The following is a 22563-nucleotide window of genomic DNA, read 5'->3' as shown; positions in this document are numbered from 1 at the left end:
TATGTGTTTTAGCAAGGTGAACGAAATTATTTATTTAAAAGTTCAAAAACCTCTATCTTTAATGATGTCTTAGCCATAAAAGGGGAGATATTATCGCTTTCAGGTGTGTTTGGTATACCTATTGTTAAGTCACTTGTATAATTTTCTCTTATTCTAGGTATTGCTGCTATTTTTATTGTATAGTCACCTATTGGTAGATTTTCAATAGTTGAAATCATTGTTGGGATGGAGAAGGAGCTGCTGTTTCCTTGTACAAAAAATGGCCTTACAGCTTTCAATTTGTCATTTATAAAAACACCTATAGCAAAACTAATTTTTGAAGAAACGCTATTTGCCGGTTTCATATGAGCTATAGTTTGTATTGTAAAATTGATTTTATTTATTGGATCTACGATTTTAATTGTGGATGTTAGTTCGGTGAATTGATACCATCTATTATTACCTGTTAGAATTAGATCTTCATTTTCTTTAAAAATTGTATTATTGGGATTTGTTACTATTTTAACACCTTTAGTGTCAACCTGTACAAGTGACTTTGTAAGTGAAAGAGCACCAGGTACAATCTTAGGAATGTTTAAGGTGACCCATTCAGGGGTATTGTTGGCTCCTTTTGAGCTTAATACTTGCCCTTCTTGTCCTGGGTTACCTTTAGAACTACTGTTTCCACCAACACTTAATTCATTGCTAAAGGTCATATTTCCATTCACGTGTAAGTCGCTAGCAGGAAGTGACGTATTTATTCCTATAGGCTGGGCTAAGGTCTTAAAAAAAAGAAATAGAAATATTATATTTAATGCATATTGTTTTTTCATAATCGTAAAGTAGGAATTAATTAATCACCTCAAATACATCAATTTTTAGAGTTGTATTTGCCATAAATGTTGATAATAGATTAGGGTCCTCAGAGTTGGAACATCCTATTGATAGATTTCCACTATTTGAAGAACTTTTTAATCTAGGCATTATAGCTACGGTTAATTTAGATCCGGAGATAGGTAAATTTTGTAAAGTAGATATTACTGTAGTGACCTCAAATACATCTTTTGTTCCTTCTGACTTAAATGTTTTTACTGATTTTAGTTCATTGTTTATAAAAAAACCAATAGCATAGGTAAAAGTTTCTTTTGATGAAGTCTTTGGAGCTATAGATGATATTGTTTGTAATGTCAAATTTATTTTGTTTTTACTATTATCAATTACAATAGGAATATCTATTAGCTGTGGAAATTTTGTCCATACTGCTTTTAGATCATTACTTGGTGGTGGGGTATCTAATTTTTCATTTAGTTCATAAACTCTTCTGCCTGCTCCATCTCTTAGTATTACTCCTTGATGATCAACAAAAACAGAACTATTTGTCATTGTAAATGAACCTGGTGAAACAATAGGTATAGATAGTGTGCTCCATTCAGGAGCTTTTCCTTCACCATTAGATTTTAGTATTTGTCCATTAGTTCCTGAGAATCCTTTTGTAGATTCTGTTCCTCCAAAATTTAAATCTTTTGTTATTTGCAGTTTACCTTCTATGTGTAGATCACTTAAAGGTAATAAGACATTAATACCAGTTTTTTGAGCATTAACTTTTAAAATTATAAGAAAGAATAAAATAGTTAATTCTGTGTATTTATTCATTTATGTTCTTTTTTATGGTTAATTATACAAATTTATTGTATTTAATTTACAGAAAAAAGGTTTTTTTGATATTGTAATTAGATTTGTAATACTAACTTCAGATTAAGTAATATATTATGTAATTGATTTTTTATTGATTATTTTGTTATTGTAATTGTAATTATTTTTATTTTTTATTGATTAATTATTTTTATTTTTTATAAATTGTTGTTTTTCGGGTGGTGTTATTTGATTTTAATGGTATTATTGATGTGTATTAGAAGTCTATTTGGCTAATTTGTGGCAATGATTTATTTGCGAATTTTTATTAGCATCATCTACTCGTTTTGTGAATATTTATATATACTATTGGTATTAATACTTAAAGGCATGGCATATAAACGAGAAGTAATTATATAAATAGCAATAAAATAGAGTTGCTTTGTACTATTTGGTTAATACTGATTCTAGGTTAATACTTTATCTTTTACATTTTGTAGGTATGGTAAAATTTTAGTATTGATGTATGTAAACTGTTTTGATTGTGTTTTAATAAAGTGATTTTGATTTGTTGAGTATGATAGGCAAAATGCTGATCGTTTTTGATCAAATCTAGTTGCTGTAAATTAGCAAGCTATAAATTGTATTGTAGGTACTTTATTGTATGGATAGGTATTGTAATTGCAAAAAAACGCCCTACTAAAATCTAGTAGGGCGTTTTTATATATACTATAAACGATTAGTATTATCTTAATTGAGCACTTAGAACATTCTCTAATTGATACTGTATTTTGCTCATTATTTTGTCAACTTGATTGTCTGTAAGAGTTTTTGTATTGTCTTCCATTAAGATAGAGATAGCATAAGATTTCTGACCGTCTTCGATTTTATCACCTTGGTAAACGTCAAATAGCGTAACGTCTTTAATGATCGCTTTGTCTACTTGTTTTACTAAGTTGTAGATCTCTTCAAAAGTAACTGATTCATTGATTAATAAAGCATAATCACGTTTAACAGAAGGGAACTTATTAATCTCAGCTATTTTGATCTTAGCAGAAACAGTTTTAAGAACGTTATCCCAGTTAAACTCAGCATAACATACTTCTTGTTTAATATCGAAGTGTTTAGTTACTGATTTCTTAAGAATACCGAATTCTACGATTAACTCTTTTCCTACATAGTAAGCGATACCTTCAGAGAATAAATCAGACTCTACAGGTTGGCTAGTGATTTTAGCAAAACCTAGACGAGTGATAATTCCGTTGATATACCCTTTAAAATCAAAGAAGCTAATAGGTTTCTGCACAGAGTTCCAACTTGCTTTAGTGATGTTACCAGTTGCTAATACAGCGAATCGTTTATACTCTTCGTAGTTATTAAGCATTTTGTGGTAAGTCTTACCGAATTCAAAGAATTTTAAATCACCACGCTTTCTATTGATATTGTAAGCGATAGACTCTAAACCTCCAAATAATAATGACTGTCTCATTGCTGATAGGTCAAAACTTAATGGGTTTAAAATATCTACTTGGTAACTTGCTTTAATGTTTTCGCTTAATTCACTGTAAGCAGGTGTAGTTAATGAGTTATTCATAATCTCATTAAATCCTTGTGCTACTAATTGATTAGCGATGATATTTTGTACTTTGTGATCTTCTGTTCTAGAACTATTAGCGATTGTAGCATTTAGTTTAGAAGAGAAGGTAATGTTATTGAATCCGTATACTCTTAAAATCTCTTCGATAACGTCAATCTCTCTAGTTACATCAGCACGGTAAGCGGGTACTGTAATACCGATACCAATATCAGACATACTGTGTACTTTAATATCTAGTGAAACTAAGATTTTCTTGATTGTCTCTTTTGAGATTTCTTCTCCTAATAATCTAGTGATATTATCGAAATTTAAGAATACAGAATGCTCTTCTACTTTCTTAGGGTATAAGTCAATGATATCAGAAGTAATTTCACCACCAGCTACTTTTTGGATAAGTAGAGCGGCGTGTTTAAGGGCATATTCAGTGATAGCAGGGTCTACACCTCTCTCAAAACGGAAAGATGAGTCTGTATTTAAACCATGTCTCTTAGCTGCCTTTCTAACTGTTACAGGGTTAAAGTAAGCACTTTCTAAGAATATAGTAGTTGTGTTCTCAGATACAGCAGATTTACTTCCACCAAATACCCCAGCGATACACATCGGTCCATTCTCATCACAGATCATTAAATCATCTTCGTGAAGAATGCGTTCTACTCCGTCTAAGGTAACGAATTTAGTACCTGCATCTACAGTCTTAACGTGTACTTTACCACCTTTAATCTTCGCAGCATCAAAAGCGTGTAGAGGTTGTCCTAAATCGTGTAACACGTAGTTAGTAACGTCTACGATATTGTTCTTAGGAGCAATGCCGATTGCTTTTAATCTATCTTGTAACCAGTCTGGAGAAGTTTTAACTTCTATATCAGAAATAGTAACACCACAGTAGCGCGGTGCTTTTTTATAATCATCAACGACAACATCAATCTTAAGTGTTCTTCTTTCAACTTTAAATTTGCTGACAGAAGGGGTGATTAATTCTTTGTGTTGAGTTTCTTCTTTTGAGTTTTGTAATAGACTAGCTCTAAGATCTCGAGCTACACCCCAGTGGCTCATTGCATCTGAGCGGTTAGGAGTAAGACCAATTTCAAAGACCTCGTCTGTTGTGATATTGAATAGAGTAGCGGCAGGTGTACCTGGTTCCCACTTGTCCTCTAATACTAAAATACCACTACCATCTGTACCTATACCAAGTTCTACTTCAGAACAAATCATACCAAAGCTTTCTTCTCCGCGAATCTTGCCCTTCTTGATTTGGAATGCATTTCCTTCTGCGTCGAACAATTCTGTACCAATAGTAGCAACCGGTACTTTTTGCCCCGCAGCAACGTTAGGCGCACCACATACGATCTGTACCGGCTCACCTGTTCCTAAATCAACTTTTGTTACGTTTAATTTGTCTGCATTTGGATGTTTTGTACAAGATAATACGTGTCCAACAACAACTCCTCTTAGACCACCTTTAAGACTCTCGTATTGAGTGATTCCTTCTACCTCAAGACCTAAGTCTGTTAAGATTTCTGAAGTTTCTTCTGATGTTATGTCTAATTTAATGAATTGTTTTAACCAATTGTATGAAATATGCATTCGAGAATATTTTTTTATAAGTACGCAAATATAAGCATTGCCTAAGTTTAATAGAAATTATTTATGATTAAAAAATCACAAATTAGCGTTAAGTGGCCAAATCAAAGAAATTTCTGTTTAATATCCTCACTAGGAATCATACAGCTCTCCTTTTTTCCGTACCATTTGTATCTGTTTTTAGCGATGTAATCATATAAGGGATCAGTCAATCCTTTTGGTAAAAAAGAAAAAACACCTATTAATGAATACATTCCTCCAAGTGTAGACGCGATTTGAAAAGCCGCCTTTGACTTGATGTAATACGCTATTCCAGGTTCGTATAATACGATACTATCTATCTTTGCTCTATCTATTCCGATATAGTTTAGAATCTCCTTGCCCTTGTCAGAGTCAAGAGAGACAAATCTAAACTGATCGTCTTTATCAGCAGTAATGATCTTATTAACGGTAGTATCACATAGGTTACAAACTCCGTCAAATAAGACTATCTTTTTATCACGTGGTATGTCTAACATTATTTTTTGCGTTGCACCATTTCTAATTGATCTATACTTACTTTAGAAGTAAAGATACCATAGTTAACAGTGGCTTTGTTTTTTTCGATCACATCTATTGTTCCTACAGAGCGACCATCTATCATTCTAACTCTATCACCTACTTTAAGCAGGAAGTTAGTCTTGTTCTGAGTATCTTGTAGTTGTTTCTTCGCTTTTTCTTCTTTTTTCTCCTTTCGGATAACTTCTACTTTCTGCTCTACTTCTTTGATCAATTCTTTTTGGACTACCTCTTTCTCTTTCTTTTCTTTGACTGTAATAGGCTTGCGTTTAGAGTTTTCGATTTCCACTACTTTAAGTACTTCTCCGAACAGGGTTTTCTTGCTCTTGTTATTAAAGTATTTTTCAGATAGATCATCTAGACGTTGACCTAAAGCTACTAGACGTTGGTTAGAGTCAAATAACTCTTGGTAACGCTCCAGTTTGTCTTGAATCTTAGCATTGATGGTCTCCATCTTTTTGCTTTCATCTCTTGCTTTCGTTTCTTCTTCTTTTAGATTTTGAGAAGTTCGTTCTAGCTTGTGTCTTTCTTTCTGTAGATTAGCGATAGTTTTATCAAAACGAACTTTATCACCCTCTACCTTCTTCTTAGCTCTGTTGATTAAGCTAAATGGAATACCATTCTTCTGTGCTACCTCGAAAGTGAACGAACTACCTGCCTGACCTACGTTTAGTTTATACATAGGCTCTAGAGACTTCTCGTCAAAAAGCATATTAGCATTTGTCGCATTAGGCAACTCATTCGCTAGTATCTTTAGATTAGTATAGTGTGTAGTGATAATCCCATAAGCCTCTCTGTCATACAGTTCCTCTAAGAATACCTCTGCTAATGCACCTCCTAGTTCAGGGTCAGATCCTGTACCGAACTCATCGATTAAGAACAGTGTATTCGCATTACATTTCTTTAAGAAGTAATTCATATTCTTAAGTCTGTAACTATATGTACTCAAGTGGTTCTCGATAGATTGATTATCACCGATATCTGTCAGTATTCTGTCAAATAAGAAAGTCTTGCTTCGCTCGTGTACCGGAATTAGCAGTCCTGACTGTAACATCAGCTGTAACAACCCAATAGTCTTTAGAGTAATACTCTTACCACCAGCATTAGGACCAGAGATAACGATGATACGGCTGTCCTGTCCTAAGCTTATCGTCTGTGGATAAACGGGCTTATTCTTAGCGCGGTTATTCAATAATAAGATAGGGTGGAAGGCTTCTCTAAAGTACATCTCACGTTCTTTGCTAATCTCAGGAAGTAGTCCGTTAATCTTATTAGCATACTTCGCTTTACCAGCTGTAACGTCTATATAAGTAAGGAAACTCTGATATTCTGATAGCAAGTCTCTAAATGGACGAATCACATCAGTCAGATGCTTTAAGATACGCACTATCTCTTCACGCTCTTCATACTCTAGATTGTTTAATTCTCTCGAATATCTAAGCGTCGCTTCAGGTTCGATGTAGACGATACTTCCTGTCTTAGAAGTACCTAATACACTCCCCTTAACTTTGCGTCTATGCATAGCGATAACGGCTAGTACACGTCTGTTCTCTACCACAGTCTCTCTAATATCATCTAGATATCCAGAGCTGTTATATTGGCTCAGTGCACTTCCGAAACTCTGATTAATCTTCCCTCTAACTAGGTTAATATTCTTGCGAATATTCATTAAGTCTACAGAAGCATTATCCTTAATCTCTCCGTATTTATCCAGTACATTATCGATCTCTTTAAGAATCGACTTCTCTAGTGGCGTTTGTTCCGCCTCAAAGTATAAGTTAGGATAGTACTCCTCAAACTTCTTAAGAAATGCGATAAGTGTAATCGTAGTCTCAGCAAGGGTAGCGATCTTCTTAAAGCTACTTACTTCTAAGAAACTGTTCTCGATGCCTAAGAACTTTAATTCGTAATCTATACTATCAAAATAGTGATTCGGGATGATGTTATTATTCGTATAAGAAGAAACGTATTCAGAAGTCTGTCTCAACGCTCGCATTGTACTCTCCCTTGTTTTAAAAGGGTGTATCTCCATAGCAGCTTCTTTACCAGCCTCTGTCGTACAAAGTGCTGATATTGTTTCTAATACTGTGTTGAATTCTAAGTCTTGTAATGTTTTTGTATTTATTGATGTCATTTTGATAAAATGAGAAGTAAGTACAAAAATAACATTATTTGGCTGAATTACCTGTATTTAATTCAGTTGAGCTATTTTTTTTATGTGAATGGCGGAGGTGGTGTGATGTGTTAGGAAAAACATTTAGCTTAAACTATTTATTTTTTTAAACGCTAAATCTGTTAGTACTAAGAGTCAGTACCCTAATATTGCCTATGTCGTCTTTGAAATCAATTCAAATTAGTGAACTTATAACCACTTTGGTAAACTATGTGTTTAGTTGAAATGATTGTTATTTCAAACATTATTGCTGTATTTGTATGAAATAACAATCATTTTGAGATGAGGAAGCAAGCTGTATTACCTAAATATAAGACGGCATTAGAGCAAATGGACGAAAATATAAAGCTTGCTCGAAAGCGTCGTAAATTAACTGCAGTACAAGTTGCTGAACGCGCTGGTGTTGCTAGATCGACATTGTACCTAATTGAAAAAGGGGAGCCAAGCGTAGCTATGGGAGCTTATTTTAATGTACTTCGTGTGTTAAGTTTACAGGATGATTTTTTAAAGTTAGCAGCAGTTGATCAATTGGTAGAAAATTACAAGACTTAAATCTATTGTAAGGTGGTTTTACAAAAAACAGATTAATGGAGTAGCTGTTTTACCTTAAATATCTCGTGCTTTACTTCCCTTCCAGTCAGATTCCTCTCTCGTTCCTAAAACAGGTCCTTCTTGGGAACAAACAGGCAATCTTGGGAAGAACTTGGGAACAAATGAATTGTTACTAAAGGAATGTTTTATCTTCGTCAAAATTGAAGGAAGTTATGCAAAGCAATGAATTCGTATCACGATTATTACAGGATTTGGAACCTAAGGTGTTGTATAGAGTAATGAAGAAAGGGGAGGAGATACTGAGCCTTGGTGAGGTGTGTGATTATGTAGGGCTAGTACGTACAGGCAGTTTACGTATGTATTATATAGATGCAGAAGGTAGAGATGTGTCTTTCTCATTCTATCTTAGTGATGATGTGTTTACGAATTATGAGGGGCTTCTTACTAATACACCTTCTCAGTTAATCATCGTGGCGGTGGAGGAGACGGAGGTAGAGTTAATTAGAAAGGTTGATTTGTTTGAGTATTATGAGCGTTCTTTAGAAGGGCAGCGATTAGGTAGATTAATGGCAGACCAAATCTTTTTAGAAGCGAAGAAGCGTATTGATTTTCTCTTGTTTCTAACACCTGAACAACGCTACCTACAGTTGGTAAATACTTCTCCAAAGGTATTTGATTATATTCCACAGAAGCATATTGCTAGTTATATCGGGGTAAAACCTCAGTCTTTATCTCGTATACGCAAGAGGTTAAGTGAAAAGTAACGTTAACTTAAGTGAATGTTTCTCTCTTTTTAGTAAGGTATTTTTGCTTCATTCAAATACATTAGCATTATGAGTTTAGAGGTAATTATTAAGATAGTGAATGTCATTATTTTTTCATTTCTATCAGGAATACATATTTATTGGGCATTCGGGGGGATGAAATTAAAAGCAGGAACTCTTCCAACTAAAGATGGAGAGCTTAAACTTCATCCTAGACCTCTAGGTACACTAGTAGTGGCAAGTGGATTAGGGATGTTTGCATTCTTTAGTGGTGTTGTCATAGTAGGGTATCATTGGATATATTTAGTGATGGGAATATTGTTTGGACTAAGAGCGATAGGAGACTTTAGGTATGTAGGTTTGTTTAAAAAAGTGAAAGACAGTGTATTTGCTAAAAATGATACGGGAATTTTCATTCCTCTTTGTATTTATTTGGCACTTAGTAATGCATTTTTATATTTCTGCTAAAAATCGAGATAACACAGTGTTTACTGATATAAATCAGTTGAATACTGTTGGAAAATTACGTAATTTGGAACTGTTATTAATAGAAAAGACACCCTAGGTGTTTAGTCATTTCCAAATACTTTAAATATGAGATATGTATCAGCTGCAGAAGCTGCAAAAGTGGTAAAATCGGGAGACCGTATTTATGTACATGCAGCAGCTGCCACTCCTAATATATTAACTAAGGCGATTAGTGATAGAGCAGAAGAACTGCGCAACGTAGAGTTCTGTCACATCCATACTGAGGGAGCTGCTCCTTATGCAGACCCTGCTTTAGCGGGTAGTTTTCACGTTAACTCTTTCTTTATTGGTAAGAATGTTCGCCATACTATAGCGGCGGGTAATGGGTCGTATACACCTGTTTTCTTAAGTGAAGTACCTAATCTATTTAGAAAAGGAGCAGTTAAAGTAAATGTGGTTCTTATTCAAGTATCTCCTCCTGATGAGCATGGGTTCTGTTCTTTGGGAACTTCTGTAGAAGCGACTGTAGCTGCTATGGAGTGCGCTCAGATAACTATTGCACAGATTAATAACTTTATGCCTCGTACTTTTGGGGATAGTGTATTACATATTTCTAAAATAGATATGGCGGTAGAGCATCACTGTCCTATTTATGCTCAGAAGCAAGTAGAGATATCAGCTACAGAAGCGAAGATAGGAGATTACGTAGCTAATCTAATAGAGGATGAGAGTACATTGCAGATGGGGATAGGTTCTATACCAAATGCAGTGTTATCAAGACTTCAAAATCATAAAAACTTAGGATTGCACACGGAGATGTTCTCTGATGGTGTGATTGATTTAATAGAGAGTGGAGTGATTAACTGCTCTAAGAAAACGATAGCAAAAGGGAGAGCGTTAGCAACATTCTTAATCGGATCTGAGCGTCTGTATAAGTTCGTAGATAATAACCCATTTATTGTAATGAAAGAGTCAAGTTATGTAAACGATACATCTATTATTCGCCAGAATCCTAAAGTAGTTGCCATTAACTCAGCGTTAGAAGTAGATTTGACAGGACAGATATGTGCAGATTCACTAGGAGTACATATGTATTCTGGTGTGGGTGGACAAATGGACTTCGTACGTGGGGCTTCATTAAGTAAAGGAGGTAAGGCTATTATCGCATTATCATCTACTAGCAATAAAGGACATAACCGTATCGTCCCATTCTTAAAACAAGGGGCAGGAGTAGTGACTACACGTGCTCATGCGCAGTATATCGTCACAGAGTATGGAGTAGCTGACTTATATGGTAAAACATTAAAACAACGTACTGAAGCATTAGTAGGTATCGCACATCCTGATTTTAGAGAAGAAATACTAAAAACATATCACGACAGTATTAAGTAGTTATTTATAGGAGAGTGTCTTTTGTGGGAGACTCTTTGTTTATCAAGTTTGATCAGATTAATAACTACTTGATTTGTGAGAATAAATAGGAATGAAAAAGCCATTGATCACTCAATGGCTTTTTTACTTTATGTTGTAAAAGATTTTTATTTGTTTTTATATCCGAATAACTCTTTCTCTTTAATGATTTTAGAGATACCTGGAGGAAGTTGTTCTTCCCATCCTTCTTTGTTTTGTTGTAGAAGTTTAAGTACATCTCTTGAGAATATAGATAAGTGTTCTTCTTTATAATCTTCGATATCGATGATTTGGTTGTTCTTTTTAAAGAATTTATAAAGCTCTTTAATATGTAAATCTACTTTTAGATTTGTTGAGTCTACTATCTGTCCTTCTGTACCAAACATTGGATATAGATAAATCTTCATCGTATTTCTAAATAATTTACCTAAACCTTCTAAGATACCACCTGTTAGATTAGTGTAGTATTTCTCCTCGAATATGTTAAGTAAGCTACTTACTCCCATTGCTAAGGCTATTTTCTGATCAGTGTATTTAGAGAAGTATTCTGTCAGTTTATAGTATTCTTGGTAGTTAGAGATCATTACTGTTTGTCCTAGAGAGCATAATAAATCTGCTCTTTCTAAGAAGTCTGCTTCGTCAAGTTCTCCCTCAGCTAATAAGTTAGATAGCGTAATCTCAAATACTACGGTAGTGTTCTCTTTAGCTAAGTTATTATTGGTCATAAACTTGTCTAATGATTTCTGATACATATCCATATTAACGATAGTAACAGGTCTAAAGCTACCTCTTAAAGCAAGGATGTTTTGTTTGTATAATTCGTTAGCTGCTAGTTCACAACGTCCGTCAGGATTGAACATTACTGCGTCTGTCATTCCGTTTTTAACCAACTGTAAACTCATTAATCTGTTGTCTACTTTATCAAAGATAGGACCAGAGAAGTTGATACTGTCGATTTCTATTTGATCCTTATCTAAGTGATCATATAAGCTATATATCAGCTTTTTAGGATCATTATGTTGGTAGAATGCACCATAAATAAGGTTAACTCCTAGTATCCCTAGTGTTTCTTGCTGCAACTTAGAGTCCGTTTCTTTAAACTGTATGTGTAGTACTATTTTGTTATAAGGTTGTCCTGATTCAGCTTGAAACATAATTCCTACCCATCCGTGTCCTTTATTCTTTTTGGCATAATCGATAGTAGCTACAGTGTTAGCATAACTAAAGAATGTCTTATTAGGATTCTCAGCGCGTATTAGACGCTCTTCTATCTTTTTTGTCTCATAATCAAGCATCTTGATTAGGCGACTTTCTGTTACATAACGTCCATCTTCCTCTACAGAATAGATTGCATCACTAAATACTTTGTCATAAGCAGACATCGCTTTAGCAACAGTTCTAGAAGAACCACCAGCTCTAAAAAAGTGACGTACCGTTTCTTGACCAGCACCTATCTCAGCGAAGGTTCCGTAAATGTCGTTATTAAGATTGATTTTGAGGGCTTTATCTGATATTGCAGGTTGGTGTTCTATGAATCTGTCACCATCTAATTTTAAGTCTTCCGCAAAGTTTTTCATTGGTTAGCTATTTTAAACAAACGTAACAAATATCGTGCAACAAAAAAAGATAAAGCGTACTTTTGTGGAAAAATTAAGTCATTTTGGAAGTTTATTTTTTAGGCACAGGTACTTCTCAGGGAATTCCTATAATAGGTATAGATCATCCAGTTGTTCATAGTGAAGATCCACGCGACAAGAGGCTGAGAACATCCATCTTGGTTGAATGGGATAACAGTACATTCTTAGTGGACTGTGGTCCTGATTTTCGTCAGCAGATGTTAGCAGTTGGTTGCACTAAGTTAGATGCGATATTATACACCCATGAGCACGCCGATCACATCGCAGGACTAGATGAGATACGCCCCTTGACATTCTTACATGGACCGATGCCATTATATGCATCAGATCGTGTGATGACGGCGCTGGAGAAGAGGTTTGACTACATCTTTACTAAAGAGGATAGGTATCCTGGAGCTCCGAGTGTAGAAGAGCATATTGTCACTTCTGACACGGATATCGTGATTAATAATAAAACGATCATTCCATTAGATATTATGCATGGACCATTACCTATATTTGGATATCGATTTGGAGATTTAGTTTACATTACTGATGCCAAATATATTTCGGATAAAGAAATAGAAAAGATAAAAGGATGTAAAGTTTTAATCGTAAATGCACTGCGAATTAAAGAGCATCCTACTCATTTTAGTCTAGACGAAGCGCTGACTTTTATTGAGCAAATAAAACCAGAGAAAACCTATCTAACGCATATAGCGCAAGATTTAGGTTTTCATAAAGAGGTGCAGAAAATACTGCCAAAAGATGTATATTTGGCATTTGACAATCTAAAAATCACTATTTAATTTATACTCATAATTATGAAACATAAAGCTTTCTTCTACTTATTCCTTTTTTCTTCAGTACTATTAGTATTGTTTTATGCCAATAATAAGAATATGTATAAGATGGAAGAGAAGAAGATAGATATAGCTCATAAGCGTATTGATATTGTTCGAGATTCTTTAAAACAGGTTACTAAGGAGTTTAACGAGTCTAATTATTTCTCTATTGAGTATAATAATGATGCTCAAGAGTATTTTAACTATAAAAATATTGATAAATCTTTAGCACTTATTAAAGAAGAAGTATTAGCTTTAAATCATCAGGAGAATGGTAATCCTCTAGTTCCTTATGGTCCGATGAATGGTGATAAATGTTTGATTAATAAAGTTAAAGTTCTTAATCATAGATGGATAATAGCAGACTTTTATGCTGGTGAAATACATGGGGAAGTGCTAATTAAGTATTTCTACACAGAAGGGAAACCTACAGAGTTTAAAACAATTGATACAGTATTGTATACTGCAAAATAGAATATAAAACTTAAATTTAATTAAGTATGAGAATATCAAGAAGTTTGTTTTTTTTGTTGCTTTTGATGTTGACTTCATGTGACTTTATTTTAAAAGATAAGGAGGAGACTGGGTTGGGGACAGTTGTTACAGATGGGAGCACTGAAATTGTTGTACTAGAAGATGAGGAGGATAATAATGGGTGTGCTTATTCAGCAGGATATAGATGGAGTGAGTTAGAAAGTGACTGCGTTAGAGTCTTCGAGAAAGGATTTAGATTAAATCCCGTAGAGGTAGTGGGGAATGATGTGGAAGAAAATGAGATGGAGAATAATGATGTTAGTTGCTTTGTTATTTTTGCTCAGGATAAAAAGAAAGCAGAGATCTATTTGCCTAATCATAAAAAAGGTATTGTTTTAGATCAGTCTAAGGACAAAAGAGTTTATACGAATAGTGGATGGGAGTTGTCTAGTGAGCGTATGGAGCTTAAAAATAAAGGAGAAGTAGTGTTTACTGCAGCTAAAACTATCGAATTAAAGGTGATTAACAGTGATCAACCTATAGAAGATGAGAATGTAGGTGAATAAATATAAAAGTTAAAATAAGAAAATGGCTAGCAGATATATATCTACTAGCCATTTTCTTATTTTGAAGACTATTCTAAAAGAAAATCTTTAAAGTCTTTAAAGTTTAAAGGATGTACTCCGTGTCCTACAGGGTATTCTTTATAAATATGAGTTATATCTAGACTGTCTAATATAACAGGTGTTCTTCTAGCCCAATCAATAGGAATAACCTGATCTACTGTCCCGTGAGAAGCAAAGAATTTAACCTTATTTAAGTTGTTCTCTTTGTAGTTCTCAATGATGATATTCTCATTAAAGTAACCACTTAACGCTACTACTTTATTTATCTTTTCAGGGTAAGAAAGTGCAATTGCATAACTAAGGATAGCTCCTTGACTAAACCCTACTAGATTAACGTTATTAGTATCTATAGGATACTTAGTAATAAGTTCATCTATAAATCGAACAATCAAATCTCTAGATTCGATAGCTTGGCTATCATCAGAGAATTTGTTAGCATCAGCGTCAAAAGTAATAGCATACCATGCATATCCGTAAGGAGGTACTGTAAATGGTGCACGCGCTGAGATCACATAATAATCCTCAGGTAATTCAGGCGCAAAAGAGAATAAATCCTCTTCGTTACTGCCATAACCATGTAGTAAGATGATAACTGGGTTACTGTCTTTGATAATTTTAGGTTCTTGAACCAAATATGAAATAGAAAGTGATGTATCCATAATTTATGCAGATAATTTGTCAAACCATTTTTGAAAATATACGCCAATTTTTGGTAATGGCTTAATTTCCCCGCTTACTGCTCCGATAAAACTGTATGCCCATAGCGTGATGAAACAAAAGTAGAAAGGACCAGATATAAGCCAAGTATCAAAATTACTAGCTATAGAGCCTAAAGCAAAAAAGAATAAGGTTAGTCCAAACGCTTGTTTGATGTAAAAACCAGAGAAGCGATTCTTTGGTTCAATATTCATAAATATAGCTATTAAAGTTCCTAAGATAAATAGATGTGCTACTACAGCCATTGTTCTACCTGTCTCTATTTCTTTTTCGTTAAAAGTCTTCAGCATTTCGTTTGATTAATTAATTTATTTTAATGTTTTTCTGTCTCCGTTTATTACTCCATATACTTCACCATTCATAACGTGGTTTAAAAAAGCAGAGTTTTTAGATTTAGACAATATATTTTCTTTGGTAAAGATATACTCTTTTTTAGGATTGAAAAGTGTTAAGTTCACTTTGTTACCTACTTCTATAGGATGTTCTTCTATTTTGAAGATTGTTCTAGCAGCTGTTAGTTTAGCGATTACTACTTCGATTGGAAGCACTGTATTTAAAGCGGCGAATGCTGATTCTAAACCTATAGTTCCGTTAGAGGCGCTGTTAAACTCTAGTTTCTTGTGTTCTATATCTAGAGGATTGTGTTCAGAAGTGATACAGTCGATCGTACCATCTAATACACCGTTGATTAACGCTAGTCTATTCGCTTCATCTCTAAGTGGAGGTGATACTTTAAATCGGGTATCGAAGTCGTTAAGCTTCTCGTCAGTCATCGTTAATAGATGTACAGCTGTGCTACATGTTACATTTAATCCTTTTAGTTTAGCTTCCTTGATTAGTTCTACTGATTTAGCAGTAGAGATAGTAGGGAAGTGTATTTTACCACCTGTATATTCTAGTAAGAATAAGTTGCGAGCTATTTGTATTTCTTCTGCAAGAGTTGGAATGCCTTTTAAGCCTAGTTTTGTGCTTTCTATGCCTTCATTAGCGACACCTTTACCCTTTATGCTATTATCTTGAGAAAAAGCAATTACAAGGCCATCAAAATCTTGTACATACTGAAGAGCAATCTTAAGAACATTGGCATTTTGGATTGATTTTTTGTAATCTCCAAAAGCAATAGCTCCAGCATTCTTCATATCAAATAATTCAGCAAGGTCATTACCTTCAGATTTCATTGTTAAGGCTCCGATAGGGAATAGCTCAGTTGTCTGGCCGAATGCTTTTTGTTTGATAAAACTTACTATACTTTGAGAGTCAATAATAGGGTGGGTATTTGGTTCTACTGCTACTTGTGTAAATCCGCTTTTAGCAGCCACTTCTAGTCCATGTGCGATGTTCTCTCTTTCTTCAAAACCTGGCTCACCTAGACAAACAGAGCTTTCAAACCAACCTTGAGAGATATGTAGGTTGTTGTATCTTACTTGTTCAAATTCATTGTTATCGATTTGATTAGCAATATTAGTAATTACCCCATTCTCTATTTGAATGTCAACAGTTTGGTTGTGAAATGGGCTAGCAGAATCAATTACTTTTGCAGTTTTTAAAATGATATTCATTTTCTGTGAAGTAGTTTATATTAGTGATGTGTTGTTATTTGTACAAAAATAAGTTTTATTTCTATTTTATCATATTTACAATTGGTGAAAATAGAGCAAAAAAAATACATCCGTTAATTGGATGTATTTTTCTTTTTTGTTGCTAGAACTTTAGAGCTATCATAACAATCATTTAAAGCTTGGTAGATTTGAAAATCTGTGGCTGTATAGATGAACTTATCACTGTAATTACAATTCTGAAGAGACTTTACAATATCTTCTCTTGTAATCTCTAATAAGCCACATACGATTTCTCTGTCGTATCTAGTTTGCATTAAGGCGATCATATTTTGATCCTCTTTAATAGCTTCTAATTTCTTAAGTTTCTTATCTTTTCCTTTAAATAAATTGTAAACAACATCTACAGGGCTAAAGAAAGTACCCATAGCTGTTCCATAATAAGGAGTCTGATTACGTCTATAAAAGTCAAATTTCATCTTGTCATTTAACTCGATTAATTTAGTGTCTACTTCTAAATAACCTGTTAAGTCAAATTTTTTGATGACAATTTCGTCTAAGACGATTGTTTGTTCAGTAAGATATATTTTTAGATTATCATTATTTAGCCAGTCATTAGTTACCTTTAGTTTTATTGGGATATAACCAGGGTAAGAAAAGTGAATAGAATCGTTCAGATTCGCTTCGATACTAAAAGAACCATCTCTTTTGCTGATTGTTCCTTTAACTTGTGTAATATTGATAACGTTAACGTCATCAACTGGTAAAAATGATTTGTCATTTAGAATAGTTCCTTTTGCGTTGTTTTTACTCTGTGCAAATACAGCTAGTGAGGAAAGTATTAAAAATAATAAAACTGTAAAATTTCTCATAGTTTTTAAGATTGCTTAAAAGTAAAAGATATTTTACAGTTTTATATACTATTTGGTAAAAATTAACAATTTAGTCTCTTCTAGTTCTTCTAGATGAGTCACCATCGCTACTTCTTCTTGATCCACGTTCGTTACGAGGAGCTCTGTCAGATGATGATCTATCAGATGAAGAAGATCTTCTCTCTCCACCTCTAAATCCACCTTCAGATGACGATCTTCTGTCGTTACTACGACCTCCAGATCTATCAGATGAAGAAGATCTTCTTTCTCCACCTCTAAATCCACCTTCAGATCTTCTTTCTCCACCTCTGAATCCTCCACCACTTCTACCACCTCCGCGGTTGTTGTGATCGCGACGTCCACCACTACGGCCACCGTCATTATTAGAGATTTCAACATTCACACGACGTCCTTTGTACTCAAGACCATTTAAAATCTCCATTACTTTTTCAGCGTGTTCAGCTTCAGTGTTGAAGAATGAGAACCCGTCCTTAACATCAACTTTGAATAAGTCATCACGACCTAATTCTAAAGTATCACGTAAGAAATCTTTTAATGTCATCCAATCTAAATCATCTTTCGCACCTAAGTTAACGAAGAAACGAACTGCACCATCAGTAGGTACTTCTTTCGAATTGTTTCTTCCAGCAGATACGCTAGCCATTGTATTAGAAGCTTTTTGGTAGTATTCTAAGAATCTGTTGAACTCTACAGAAACTACTTTTTTAATAATTTCCTCTTTATCAAAGTCTTGTAATAATTCAGTGATAGCTGGTAAATAAGCTTCAATTTCATTATTAATTTCAACTTCTTTAATTTTGTTAGCTAAGTGGAATAATTGAATTTCACAAATCTCAATTCCAGATGGAACAGGCTTCTCTTCAAATTTATTTTTGATGATACGCTCGATTTGTTGAATTTTTCTTAATTCACTCTTAGTAACGATAACCATAGATGTTCCAGATTTACCAGCACGTCCAGTACGTCCACTACGGTGAGTGTAAGTCTCGATTTCGTCAGGTAATTGGTAGTTTACTACGTGAGTAATATCATCTACGTCGATCCCACGTGCAGCAACGTCAGTTGCAACAAGCATTTGAATTTGTTTACCACGGAATGATTTCATTACAGCATCACGTTGAGCTTGTGATAAGTCACCGTGTAATGCAGCTGCGTTATATCCATCCTCGATAAGTTTTTCAGCTACTGATTGAGTATCTCTTTTTGTTCTACAGAACACTACAGAGAAAATATCTGGATTTGCATCTGCTAAACGTTTAAGCGCTGGGTAGCGATCTCTAGCAGATACTAAATAGTATTCATGGCTTACATTTACGTTACCTTGGTTTTTATGACCAACAGTAATTTCTTCTGGTGTTTTCATGAATTCTCTTGCAATACGCGCAACTTCTTGCGGCATTGTAGCAGAGAATAACCATGTGTTTTTTTCTCTTGGAGTATCAGATAAAATAGATGTGATATCCTCATAAAATCCCATGTTAAGCATTTCATCAGCCTCATCTAATATACAATACTGGATGTTTTTGATGTTAACCATACCGCGGTTAATCATGTCTTGCATTCTACCCGGTGTAGCTACAATGATTTGAGCTCCACGTTTTACGTCTTTAGCTTGTTCTGTTATGCTAGCACCCCCGTAAACAGCTACTGAGTGAAGTCCTTTTACATACTTCGAGTACTGTTTAATTTCGTTTGCGATTTGCAAACATAACTCTCTAGTCGGCGATAAGATAAGACCTTGTGTGTTCTTATTAGAAACGTCTATCTTTTGAATCAAAGGAAAACCAAAAGCTGCGGTTTTCCCAGTCCCCGTTTGGGCTAACGCAACAATGTCGGTATCTTTCTCTAATAGTAATGGAATAGCTTTCTGCTGGATCTCTGATGGATTTTCAAACCCCATATCCTTGATCGCAGATAAAAGAGATTCATTTAATCCTAATTGTTCGAAATTGTTCATATAAATATTAAAATAGCCGCAAATATACTACTATTCAGCTTATGATTGTAGTTATTGCATGTTTATTATTCAAAAATAATTTAAACCGTAGTTTTAATCATTTTCCTTGAAGTATGTGTAATTGAGTTCTACCCTTGTAAATAGTGATATTGTTACTTGTATTGCTGATTATTAGGTAGTTCCTATTCATTTTTAAGTAATGAATTGACTTGTGAATACTATTTTTATTTAACACTATAAAAATATACCATATCCAACTAGTTCAGTCTTTTTAGAGAAAATATTCTCCTTTTTTTGTCATCTTGTGATTTTAAAACAGCGAAAAGCGTGCCGAAAAAGAAAATGTCAGGTAAAAATAATGTGTTTTTTATTAAAAAAAGAGTTGATTTGTAAAATGAAGAGCAGTATTGAAGTTAATTACTGCTCTTATATATGGGCAGAGTTATTATCCTTCTAATAAAAAGTCAACTAACTGACGTACTGCTTTTCCTCTATGGCTGATTGCATTCTTTGCATCCGTATTGATCTCTGCAAAAGATCTGTCCATGCCGTCAGCAACGAAGATAGGGTCATAACCAAATCCTTCTGTACCTTGGCATTCTTTTAAGATCTGTCCATCTATGATACCTGTGAAGAAGTGTGTCTCTGTATGTAGATTCAGGCAAATCACAGTTTTGAAGTTTGCCTTTCTGTTTTTTTCCTCTTTTAAAGTGTCTAATAATTTGTTGATATTAGCATCATCACTCTTTTCTTCGCCTGCATATCTCGCAGAATACACTCCAGGCGCTCCATCTAAAGCATCTACTTCTAATCCCGAGTCATCAGCGAAACAGTCGTATCCATAGTGTCTCTTGATAAAGTCAGCTTTTAACTTGGCATTTCCCTCTATCGTATCTGCTGTCTCAGGAATATCTATATTACATCCGATATCTTCCAGACTCAATATCTCTATGGTATCAGGTAACTGGTTTTTGATTTCTTTAATCTTGTTTTTATTATTCGATGCGAAGACTAATTTCATAGGTGTTGTGTGTTAACTTATATAGTTCCAAATAGTTGTTGAGCTATTCAGAAGGTTTAATTTGTTTTTGATTCTTTGGTTTTCAGGATCTTCTAATGTAGGGTCTTCTTTTAATAGCTGTACAGCATTATGTCTAGCATAGACCATAATATCTTGATCTTTGACGATATCTGCTATTTTTAGAGGAAGTGTACCACTCTGTTGTTTTCCCATAATGTCACCAGGACCGCGAAGCTTTAGATCGACTTCCGAAATCTCAAAACCATCATTTGTACGACACATGGTCTCCATTCTAATCTTAGAGTCATTACTTAGTTTGTCTCCTGTCATCAGGATACAGTAACTCTGCTCTGCACCACGACCAACACGTCCTCTAAGTTGATGTAGTTGTGACAGCCCGAAGCGTTCTGCACTCTCGATAATCATCACAGAAGCATTTGGTACATTTACCCCAACCTCAATTACTGTAGTTGCTACCATAATATTAGTCTCGCCCTTGATGAATCGCTCCATCTCTCGGTCTTTCTCAGCAGGAGTCATCTGACCATGTACAATACTGACACTGTACTCAGGCAATGGGAAGTCTCTAGAGATCCCCTCATAACCCTCCATGAGGTTCTTATAATCTAAGGTCTCACTTTCGTCGATCAGAGGATAGACGATATATACTTGTCTACCTTTGGCTATTTCGGTCTTTAGGAAGTGCCATACAGCTAATCGCTTTCCTTCGAAATAGTGGTTGGTCTGTATCGGTTTACGCCCTGGAGGAAGCTCGTCAATCACAGAGATATCCAAATCTCCGTATAAACTCATCGCAAGGGTACGCGGTATAGGCGTAGCAGTCATTACTAACACGTGCGGAGGAAGGGTATTCTTAAGCCAAAGCTTAGAGCGCTGTTCTACTCCGAATCGGTGTTGCTCATCGATGATAGCCAATCCTAAGTTTTTAAAGATTACTTTATCTTCAAATAAGGCATGTGTACCTATTAATATATGTAGTTCTCCTGACGCCAACTCTTCGTGTAACACACGGCGGTCAGCAGTCTTGGTGGATCCTGTTAGTAGTTTGATATTTAGACCTAGCGATTTAGCTAGTTCTTGAATTCCAACAAAATGTTGGGTAGCTAAGATCTCAGTAGGCGCTACAATGCAGGCTTGGAAGCCATTATCAAGCGCCAAAAGACACGTCATAAACGCGACAATCGTCTTACCCGATCCTACATCTCCCTGTAGTAGTCTGTTCATCTGAGCAGGAGCTCCCACATCGTTTCTGATCTCTTTGATCACTCTTTTTTGAGCACCCGTAAGCGGGAAGGGTAGGTGTTCCTTATAAAATGTATTGAAGTAATCACCAACATTCTCGAATGGGTAACCTTTGATTTTATCTTTGCGAGCGATGTTCTTAATCAGCAATTGTAGCTGTACGTAGAACAATTCCTCAAACTTTAGTCTGAACTGTGCCTTGCCTAACATATCCGCACTCTTAGGAAAGTGGATATTGATTAGTGCTTCCTGCATAGAGATTAAGTTGAGTTTTCGCTTAAAGTCGTCTGATAAGGTATCTATAAATAAGGAGTGTGTCTCATTAATGAGTTGCATCATCATCTTGATAATCGCTTTATTCGATATTCTAGCGCCAAATTTCTCTGTAGAAGGGTAGACCGCCTGCATAGATGTAGCGATGTTCTTTTGGTGATCTTCTAGCAAGTCTAGCTCCGGATGAGGCATCGAAAACGTATTGCTAAAACTATTTATCTTCCCGAAGGCAACATAAGGCGTGTTTAACTTTAGATTCTCTTGTATCCACTTATATCCTTGAAACCACACTAGCTCTATCTGTCCTGTGCCATCAAAGAAAGTAGCGACTAGGCGCTTGCCTCGTTTTTGTTCTACGGTCTTGATATGGATAATCTTCCCGATTATCTGTACCTCGCTATTGTTATTATAAAGTTCATTGATCTTATAATATTGCGTTCTGTCGATATATCGGTTCGGGTATAGGTGTAGTAGGTCTCTATAGGTGAATATACCTAGCTCACGCTTAAATATGTCAGCACGCTGTGGGCCAACTCCTTTAAGGTATTCGATAGGTGTATCAAGTAGATTCTTAGACATATTGTTTAAATAAATACGTGGCTAAGATA

20 protein-coding genes are annotated in these 22563 nt (G+C 34.9%); 7 read left to right on the top strand and 13 right to left on the bottom strand.

The window, feature by feature from the left end:
• Positions 1 to 26 precede the first annotated feature (26 nt).
• From LNQ81_RS16225 to LNQ81_RS16205, 5 genes are all read right to left on the bottom strand, one after another.
• Entirely contained in the window at positions 27 to 812 is a 786-nt protein-coding gene (locus LNQ81_RS16225) for a hypothetical protein (protein ID WP_229948549.1), read from the bottom strand.
• A 16-nt stretch (positions 813 to 828) separates the two neighbouring features.
• The gene (locus LNQ81_RS16220; protein ID WP_229948547.1) at positions 829 to 1632 is read right to left on the bottom strand and encodes a hypothetical protein; all 804 of its coding nucleotides are present in this window, start codon (positions 1630 to 1632) and stop codon (positions 829 to 831) included.
• Positions 1633 to 2356: 724 nt separating this feature from the next.
• Positions 2357 to 4792, bottom strand: a complete 2436-nt coding sequence (gene pheT / locus LNQ81_RS16215; RefSeq protein ID WP_229948545.1) for a phenylalanine--tRNA ligase subunit beta — start codon at positions 4790 to 4792, stop codon at positions 2357 to 2359.
• A gap of 101 nt (positions 4793 to 4893) precedes the next feature.
• The gene (locus LNQ81_RS16210; RefSeq protein WP_229948543.1) at positions 4894 to 5307 is read right to left on the bottom strand and encodes a thiol-disulfide oxidoreductase DCC family protein; all 414 of its coding nucleotides are present in this window, start codon (positions 5305 to 5307) and stop codon (positions 4894 to 4896) included.
• On the bottom strand, positions 5307 to 7481 hold the full coding sequence (locus LNQ81_RS16205; protein ID WP_229948541.1) for an endonuclease MutS2: 2175 nt from the start codon (positions 7479 to 7481) through the stop codon (positions 5307 to 5309). The genes LNQ81_RS16210 and LNQ81_RS16205 overlap by 1 nt, the downstream gene beginning before the upstream one ends.
• A 321-nt stretch (positions 7482 to 7802) precedes the next feature.
• Between LNQ81_RS16205 and LNQ81_RS16200 the strand changes: the two genes are divergently transcribed.
• The 4 genes from LNQ81_RS16200 to LNQ81_RS16185 all read left to right on the top strand — a co-directional run bounded on the left by LNQ81_RS16200 (position 7803) and on the right by LNQ81_RS16185 (position 10696).
• Entirely contained in the window at positions 7803 to 8072 is a 270-nt protein-coding gene (locus LNQ81_RS16200) for a helix-turn-helix transcriptional regulator (RefSeq protein ID WP_229948539.1), read from the top strand.
• Between the two features lie 212 nt (positions 8073 to 8284).
• A complete protein-coding gene (locus tag LNQ81_RS16195) occupies positions 8285 to 8836 on the top strand; it encodes a Crp/Fnr family transcriptional regulator (protein ID WP_229948538.1) in 552 nt (183 codons plus the stop codon).
• A gap of 69 nt (positions 8837 to 8905) precedes the next feature.
• A complete protein-coding gene (locus LNQ81_RS16190; protein ID WP_229948536.1) occupies positions 8906 to 9304 on the top strand; it encodes a DUF3995 domain-containing protein in 399 nt (132 codons plus the stop codon).
• A gap of 126 nt (positions 9305 to 9430) precedes the next feature.
• The gene (locus LNQ81_RS16185) at positions 9431 to 10696 is read left to right on the top strand and encodes an acetyl-CoA hydrolase/transferase family protein (RefSeq protein ID WP_121965934.1); all 1266 of its coding nucleotides are present in this window, start codon (positions 9431 to 9433) and stop codon (positions 10694 to 10696) included.
• Positions 10697 to 10842: 146 nt separating this feature from the next.
• Here the strand turns inward: LNQ81_RS16185 and LNQ81_RS16180 are convergent, their stop codons facing one another.
• Positions 10843 to 12291, bottom strand: a complete 1449-nt coding sequence (locus LNQ81_RS16180) for a TonB-dependent receptor (RefSeq protein WP_229948534.1) — start codon at positions 12289 to 12291, stop codon at positions 10843 to 10845.
• Positions 12292 to 12374: 83 nt separating this feature from the next.
• Here LNQ81_RS16180 and LNQ81_RS16175 point away from each other — a divergent pair, with 83 nt between their 5' ends.
• The 3 genes from LNQ81_RS16175 to LNQ81_RS16165 are packed head-to-tail and all read left to right on the top strand — an operon-like array spanning position 12375 to position 14215.
• Positions 12375 to 13139: an MBL fold metallo-hydrolase gene (locus tag LNQ81_RS16175; RefSeq protein ID WP_229948532.1), complete on the top strand. Its 765-nt coding sequence runs from the start codon at positions 12375 to 12377 to the stop codon at positions 13137 to 13139.
• A gap of 15 nt (positions 13140 to 13154) precedes the next feature.
• Positions 13155 to 13649 carry a hydrolase gene (locus LNQ81_RS16170; RefSeq protein ID WP_229948529.1) on the top strand — a complete coding sequence of 165 codons (495 nt, stop codon included), beginning with the start codon at positions 13155 to 13157 and terminating at the stop codon, positions 13647 to 13649.
• A 26-nt stretch (positions 13650 to 13675) separates the two neighbouring features.
• Entirely contained in the window at positions 13676 to 14215 is a 540-nt protein-coding gene (locus LNQ81_RS16165; protein WP_229948528.1) for a hypothetical protein, read from the top strand.
• Positions 14216 to 14283: 68 nt separating this feature from the next.
• On the opposite strand, the gene LNQ81_RS16160 is transcribed toward LNQ81_RS16165, so the two are convergent.
• The 7 genes from LNQ81_RS16160 to recG all read right to left on the bottom strand — a co-directional run bounded on the left by LNQ81_RS16160 (position 14284) and on the right by recG (position 22534).
• Entirely contained in the window at positions 14284 to 14934 is a 651-nt protein-coding gene (locus LNQ81_RS16160; RefSeq protein ID WP_229948527.1) for an alpha/beta hydrolase, read from the bottom strand.
• 3 nt (positions 14935 to 14937) lie between these two features.
• On the bottom strand, positions 14938 to 15282 hold the full coding sequence (locus tag LNQ81_RS16155; RefSeq protein WP_229948526.1) for a hypothetical protein: 345 nt from the start codon (positions 15280 to 15282) through the stop codon (positions 14938 to 14940).
• A gap of 18 nt (positions 15283 to 15300) precedes the next feature.
• Entirely contained in the window at positions 15301 to 16551 is a 1251-nt protein-coding gene (locus tag LNQ81_RS16150; protein WP_229948524.1) for a dihydroorotase, read from the bottom strand.
• 113 nt (positions 16552 to 16664) lie between these two features.
• On the bottom strand, positions 16665 to 17420 hold the full coding sequence (locus LNQ81_RS16145; RefSeq protein WP_229948522.1) for a carboxypeptidase-like regulatory domain-containing protein: 756 nt from the start codon (positions 17418 to 17420) through the stop codon (positions 16665 to 16667).
• Between the two features lie 70 nt (positions 17421 to 17490).
• Positions 17491 to 19398, bottom strand: a complete 1908-nt coding sequence (locus LNQ81_RS16140; protein WP_229948520.1) for a DEAD/DEAH box helicase — start codon at positions 19396 to 19398, stop codon at positions 17491 to 17493.
• A gap of 445 nt (positions 19399 to 19843) precedes the next feature.
• Positions 19844 to 20419, bottom strand: a complete 576-nt coding sequence (locus tag LNQ81_RS16135) for a non-canonical purine NTP diphosphatase (protein WP_229948517.1) — start codon at positions 20417 to 20419, stop codon at positions 19844 to 19846.
• Between the two features lie 12 nt (positions 20420 to 20431).
• A complete protein-coding gene (recG, locus tag LNQ81_RS16130; protein ID WP_229948516.1) occupies positions 20432 to 22534 on the bottom strand; it encodes an ATP-dependent DNA helicase RecG in 2103 nt (700 codons plus the stop codon).
• Between the last annotated feature and the right edge of the window lie 29 nt (positions 22535 to 22563).

The sequence above is a fragment of the Myroides oncorhynchi genome (assembly GCF_020905415.1).
Taxonomy (GTDB): Bacteria; Bacteroidota; Bacteroidia; order Flavobacteriales; family Flavobacteriaceae; genus Flavobacterium; species Flavobacterium oncorhynchi_A.
Note: the sequence above shows the minus strand (reverse complement) of the source record. Positions and strands in the feature narration are given on the sequence as shown.